This is a genomic window from Haliea sp. E17 (assembly GCF_048323675.1).
In the GTDB taxonomy this organism is placed as follows: Bacteria; Pseudomonadota; Gammaproteobacteria; order Pseudomonadales; family Halieaceae; genus Mangrovimicrobium.
This window is the reverse complement of record NZ_JBLWFK010000013.1, coordinates 1-5,758: the sequence shown is the minus strand read 5'-3', so window position 1 is coordinate 5,758 and position 5,758 is coordinate 1. Positions and strand designations below refer to the sequence as shown.

At 53.4% G+C, this 5,758-nt stretch carries 2 tRNA genes and 3 rRNA genes; all 5 read left to right on the top strand.

Annotated elements, in window-relative coordinates:
• The first annotated feature begins 259 nt into the window (after positions 1-259).
• Positions 260-1,793 (top strand): 16S ribosomal RNA (locus tag ACNKU3_RS20605).
• A gap of 93 nt (positions 1,794-1,886) precedes the next feature.
• Positions 1,887-1,963 (top strand) — tRNA-Ile (locus tag ACNKU3_RS20600).
• 64 nt (positions 1,964-2,027) lie between these two features.
• Positions 2,028-2,103: transfer RNA gene (locus tag ACNKU3_RS20595), tRNA-Ala, on the top strand.
• A gap of 377 nt (positions 2,104-2,480) precedes the next feature.
• Positions 2,481-5,385, top strand: a 23S ribosomal RNA gene (locus ACNKU3_RS20590).
• Positions 5,386-5,594: 209 nt separating this feature from the next.
• Positions 5,595-5,710: ribosomal RNA gene (rrf, locus tag ACNKU3_RS20585) — 5S ribosomal RNA — on the top strand.
• Together the 16S, 23S and 5S rRNA genes with 2 tRNA genes alongside form the textbook arrangement of a ribosomal RNA operon.
• Positions 5,711-5,758: the final 48 nt, after the last annotated feature.

Below are 5,758 nucleotides of genomic sequence, written 5' to 3'. Positions count from 1 at the left end.
CGCCTCCTCGCTGAAGGGACAACCCGGAAGCAAAACCCAAAGCCAGCGCGCTGCGGGAGCTGATTAACAAGTTGACGAAGACAGATGTGTGGGCACTTGTTGGGATAGTTGTACGACTATTCAGACACAACAAGTGACTCATTGATTCATGTTTTATAGAACTTTGATTTCGAATTGTGTCTGAGCCGAGATTTGGTTGTTGCCGTGGGGTAACCACGTAAATGACCCCTCTTGCCCCCAGGGGCAGAGGTAAAAGATTAAACTGAAGAGTTTGATCATGGCTCAGATTGAACGCTGGCGGCAGGCCTAACACATGCAAGTCGAGCGCGAAAGGTCTTCGGACTGAGTAGAGCGGCGGACGGGTGAGTAACGCGTAGGAATCTACCTGGTAGTGGGGGACAACATGGGGAAACCCATGCTAATACCGCATACGCCCTTCGGGGGAAAGCGGGGGATCTTCGGACCTCGCGCTATCAGATGAGCCTGCGTAGGATTAGCTAGTTGGTGGGGTAAAGGCCCACCAAGGCGACGATCCTTAGCTGGTCTGAGAGGATGATCAGCCACACTGGGACTGAGACACGGCCCAGACTCCTACGGGAGGCAGCAGTGGGGAATATTGCGCAATGGAGGAAACTCTGACGCAGCCATGCCGCGTGTGTGAAGAAGGCCTTCGGGTTGTAAAGCACTTTCACTTGGGAGGAAAGGTTCGTAGTTAATACCTGCGAACTGTGACGTTACCTTGAGAAGAAGCACCGGCTAACTCCGTGCCAGCAGCCGCGGTAATACGGAGGGTGCGAGCGTTAATCGGAATTACTGGGCGTAAAGCGCGCGTAGGCGGTTTGTTAAGTCGGATGTGAAAGCCCCGGGCTCAACCTGGGAACTGCACCCGATACTGGCCGACTAGAGTACGAGAGAGGGAGGTAGAATTCCACGTGTAGCGGTGAAATGCGTAGATATGTGGAGGAATACCGGTGGCGAAGGCGGCCTCCTGGCTCGATACTGACGCTGAGGTGCGAAAGCGTGGGGAGCAAACAGGATTAGATACCCTGGTAGTCCACGCCGTAAACGATGTCTACTAGCCGTTGGGAGACTTGATTTCCTGGTGGCGCAGCTAACGCACTAAGTAGACCGCCTGGGGAGTACGGCCGCAAGGTTAAAACTCAAATGAATTGACGGGGGCCCGCACAAGCGGTGGAGCATGTGGTTTAATTCGATGCAACGCGAAGAACCTTACCAGGCCTTGACATCCTGCGAACCCTTTAGAGATAGAGGGGTGCCTTCGGGAACGCAGTGACAGGTGCTGCATGGCTGTCGTCAGCTCGTGTCGTGAGATGTTGGGTTAAGTCCCGTAACGAGCGCAACCCCTGTCCTTTGTTGCCAGCACGTAATGGTGGGAACTCAAAGGAGACTGACGGTGACAAACCGTAGGAAGGTGGGGACGACGTCAAGTCATCATGGCCCTTACGGCCTGGGCTACACACGTGCTACAATGGAACGCACAAAGGGCAGCAAAGCGGCGACGTGGAGCGAATCCCATAAAACGTTTCGTAGTCCGGATTGGAGTCTGCAACTCGACTCCATGAAGTCGGAATCGCTAGTAATCGCGAATCAGAATGTCGCGGTGAATACGTTCCCGGGCCTTGTACACACCGCCCGTCACACCATGGGAGTGGGTTGCTCCAGAAGTGGTTAGTCTAACCTTCGGGGGGACGATCACCACGGAGTGATTCATGACTGGGGTGAAGTCGTAACAAGGTAGCCCTAGGGGAACCTGGGGCTGGATCACCTCCTTAAACGATACGTACCTGTTTCTTCAAGTGTCCACACATTTGTCTTCGTCAGTTCGGTTGATGCGAAAGTAATCATGAGCTGCTGCTTGTCTTTCTAGGCCTGTAGCTCAGTTGGTTAGAGCGCACCCCTGATAAGGGTGAGGTCGGCAGTTCAAATCTGCCCAGGCCTACCAATTTCCCGCGAGGCGAGGTTGGTTTACTTGGCAGGTATCGTGATTGCTGCAAGTACCGCTTAAGGGGGCTATAGCTCAGCTGGGAGAGCGCCTGATTTGCATTCAGGAGGTCTGCGGTTCGATCCCGCATAGCTCCACCATTCACTCTTCGGGGTAGATGGTGATCCCAAACGCATCACTGAGACCAGACACAAGTGCATGGTGTTATCCATGAGTGTGCTTGTGCCTGGTTTTACACCGGAACGTTCTTTAACAAGGTAAATCAAGCTGAGTCTTTGAATTGATATTCGGCACCAGGGTCTTCGGGCCAGGTGAAGGATACAGTTCATAGATTAAATGTTCTGTAGTGCCGCTAACTCAATTCGGCGGTGCTACACGAGTTGTAATACACACTGTGACTTAAGCGTCACAACATCCGGCGGGTGTACAGTTTGATCGCTGTACATCTACTAAGTACCTGGCCTACGCCAAAGGGGGTCAGGGAAATGTCATCTTGGACAGATAACTTCGGTTATATGGTCAAGCGACTAAGCGTATACGGTGGATGCCTTGGCAGTCAGAGGCGATGAAGGACGTTGGAGCCTGCGAAAAGTCTCGGGGAGGTGGCAACCAACCTTTGATCCGGGAATGTCCGAATGGGGAAACCCACCTGTCGTAAGGCAGGTATCTATTACTGAATACATAGGTAATAGAGGCGAACCAGGGGAACTGAAACATCTAAGTACCCTGAGGAACAGAAATCAATTGAGATTCCCCCAGTAGCGGCGAGCGACCGGGGAGGAGCCTGCAAGTGATAGCTTGCGCGTTAGTGGAACGGTCTGGAAAGTCCGGCGACAGAGGGTGATAGCCCCGTACACGAAAACGCGCTTGTGGTACTGAGCTTGCGACAAGTAGGACGGCACACGTGATATGTTGTCTGAAGATGGGGGGACCATCCTCCAAGGCTAAATACTCCTGACTGACCGATAGTGAACCAGTACCGTGAGGGAAAGGCGAAAAGAACCCCGGAGAGGGGAGTGAAATAGAACCTGAAACCGTATACGTACAAGCAGTGGGAGCACCTTCGTGGTGTGACTGCGTACCTTTTGTATAATGGGTCAGCGACTTATTGTCTGTAGCAAGCTTAACCGTATAGGGGAGGCGTAGGGAAACCGAGTCTTAATAGGGCGTCAAGTTGCAGGCAATAGACCCGAAACCGGGCGATCTATCCATGGCCAGGCTGAAGGTTGGGTAACACTAACTGGAGGGCCGAACCCACAAATGTTGAAAAATTTGGGGATGAGCTGTGGATCGGAGTGAAAGGCTAATCAAGCCCGGAGATAGCTGGTTCTCCTCGAAATCTATTTAGGTAGAGCGTCGTGTCTAACCCTGGGGGGTAGAGCACTGTTTGGGCTAGGGGGTCATCCCGACTTACCAACCCCATGCAAACTCCGAATACCCAGGAGTTCAATCACGGCAGACAGACGGCGGGTGCTAACGTCCGTCGTCGAGAGGGCAACAACCCAGACCGCCAGCTAAGGTCCCCAATACCAGTTAAGTGGGAAACGATGTGGGAAGGCTTAGACAGCTAGGAGGTTGGCTTAGAAGCAGCCACCCTTTAAAGAAAGCGTAATAGCTCACTAGTCGAGTCGGCCTGCGCGGAAGATGTAACGGGGCTAAACTGGTAACCGAAGCTGCGGATGCATGCTTGCATGCATGGTAGAGGAGCGTTCTGTAAGCCGTTGAAGGTGAACCGGGAGGTTTGCTGGAGGTATCAGAAGTGCGAATGCTGACATGAGTAACGACAAGGGGGGTGAAAAACCTCCCCGCCGGAAGATCAAGGTTTCCTGCGCAACGCTAATCGGCGCAGGGTGAGTCGGCCCCTAAGGCGAGGCAGAAATGCGTAGTCGATGGGAAGCAGGTTAATATTCCTGCACTTCTTGTTATTGCGATGGAGGGACGGAGAAGGCTAGGCCAGCGCGGCGTTGGTTGTCCGCGTTTAAGGTTGTAGGCTGGGAACTTAGGCAAATCCGGGTTCCCAAGGCTGAGAGCTGATGACGAGTCCAAGGCGAGAGCCGCGGACGAAGTGGTTGATGCCATGCTTCCAGGAAAAGCTTCTAAGCTTCAGATAGCAAGGAACCGTACTGTAAACCGACACAGGTGATCAGGTAGAGAATACCAAGGCGCTTGAGAGAACTCGGGTGAAGGAACTAGGCAAAATGGTACCGTAACTTCGGGAGAAGGTACGCCGGTTTTGGTGATGGGACTTGCTCCCTAAGCTGAGGCTGGCCGAAGTGACCAGGTGGCTGCGACTGTTTATTAAAAACATAGCACTCTGCAAACACGTAAGTGGACGTATAGGGTGTGACGCCTGCCCGGTGCCGGAAGGTTAATTGATGGGGTTAGCTTCGGCGAAGCTCTTGATCGAAGCCCCGGTAAACGGCGGCCGTAACTATAACGGTCCTAAGGTAGCGAAATTCCTTGTCGGGTAAGTTCCGACCTGCACGAATGGCGTAACGATGGCCACGCTGTCTCCACCCGAGACTCAGTGAAATTGAAATCGCTGTTAAGATGCAGTGTACCCGCGGCTAGACGGAAAGACCCCGTGAACCTTTACTACAGCTTCACACTGGACTTTGACCTTACTTGTGTAGGATAGCTGGGAGGCTTTGAAGCGGTGGCGCCAGCCATCGTGGAGCCGACCTTGAAATACCAGCCTGGTAATGTTGGGGTTCTAACCTGGGTCCCTTATCGGGATCGGGGACAGTGTGTGGTGGGTAGTTTGACTGGGGCGGTCTCCTCCCAAAGTGTAACGGAGGAGCACGAAGGTGCGCTAATCATGGTCGGAAATCATGAGGTTAGTGTAAAGGCACAAGCGCGCTTGACTGCGAGTCTGACAAGACGAGCAGGTACGAAAGTAGGTCTTAGTGATCCGGTGGTTCTGAATGGAAGGGCCATCGCTCAACGGATAAAAGGTACTCCGGGGATAACAGGCTGATACCGCCCAAGAGTTCACATCGACGGCGGTGTTTGGCACCTCGATGTCGGCTCATCACATCCTGGGGCTGAAGCCGGTCCCAAGGGTATGGCTGTTCGCCATTTAAAGTGGTACGCGAGCTGGGTTTAGAACGTCGTGAGACAGTTCGGTCCCTATCTGCCGTGGGCGTTGGAGAATTGAGGGAAGCTGCTCCTAGTACGAGAGGACCGGAGTGGACGAACCTCTGGTGTTCCGGTTGTATCGCCAGATGCATTGCCGGGTAGCTATGTTCGGACGGGATAACCGCTGAAAGCATCTAAGCGGGAAGCCCCTCCCAAGATGAGTTCTCCCTGGACTCTTGAAGTCCCTAAAGGGCCGTCGAAGACTACGACGTTGATAGGCTGGGTGTGGAAGCGTTGTAAGGCGTTGAGCTAACCAGTACTAATTGCCCGTGAGGCTTGACCATATAATCCAAGTTATTTGCTATCGGACGCATCATGCGGCGGGCCTTGTGGCCGCTGGTGATACGGATCGGTGGGAAAGAGATGACACTGGATGTTGTGATTGAGTCATGGTGTGTGAGCACCGAAGAACAGAAGCTTGATTTACCACCCTATTTGACGAGGACTAGGCCGCGCAGCAGCGCATAAGACCGAAAGCCGTCAAGCCAGTTTGCCTGGCGACCATAGAGCATTGGAACCACCTGACCCCATCCCGAACTCAGTAGTGAAACGATGCATCGCCGATGGTAGTGTGGGGTCTCCCCATGTGAGAGTAGGTCATCGCCAGGCTCCTAATCAAAACGCCCCGATCAGTAATGGTCGGGGCGTTTTACTTTG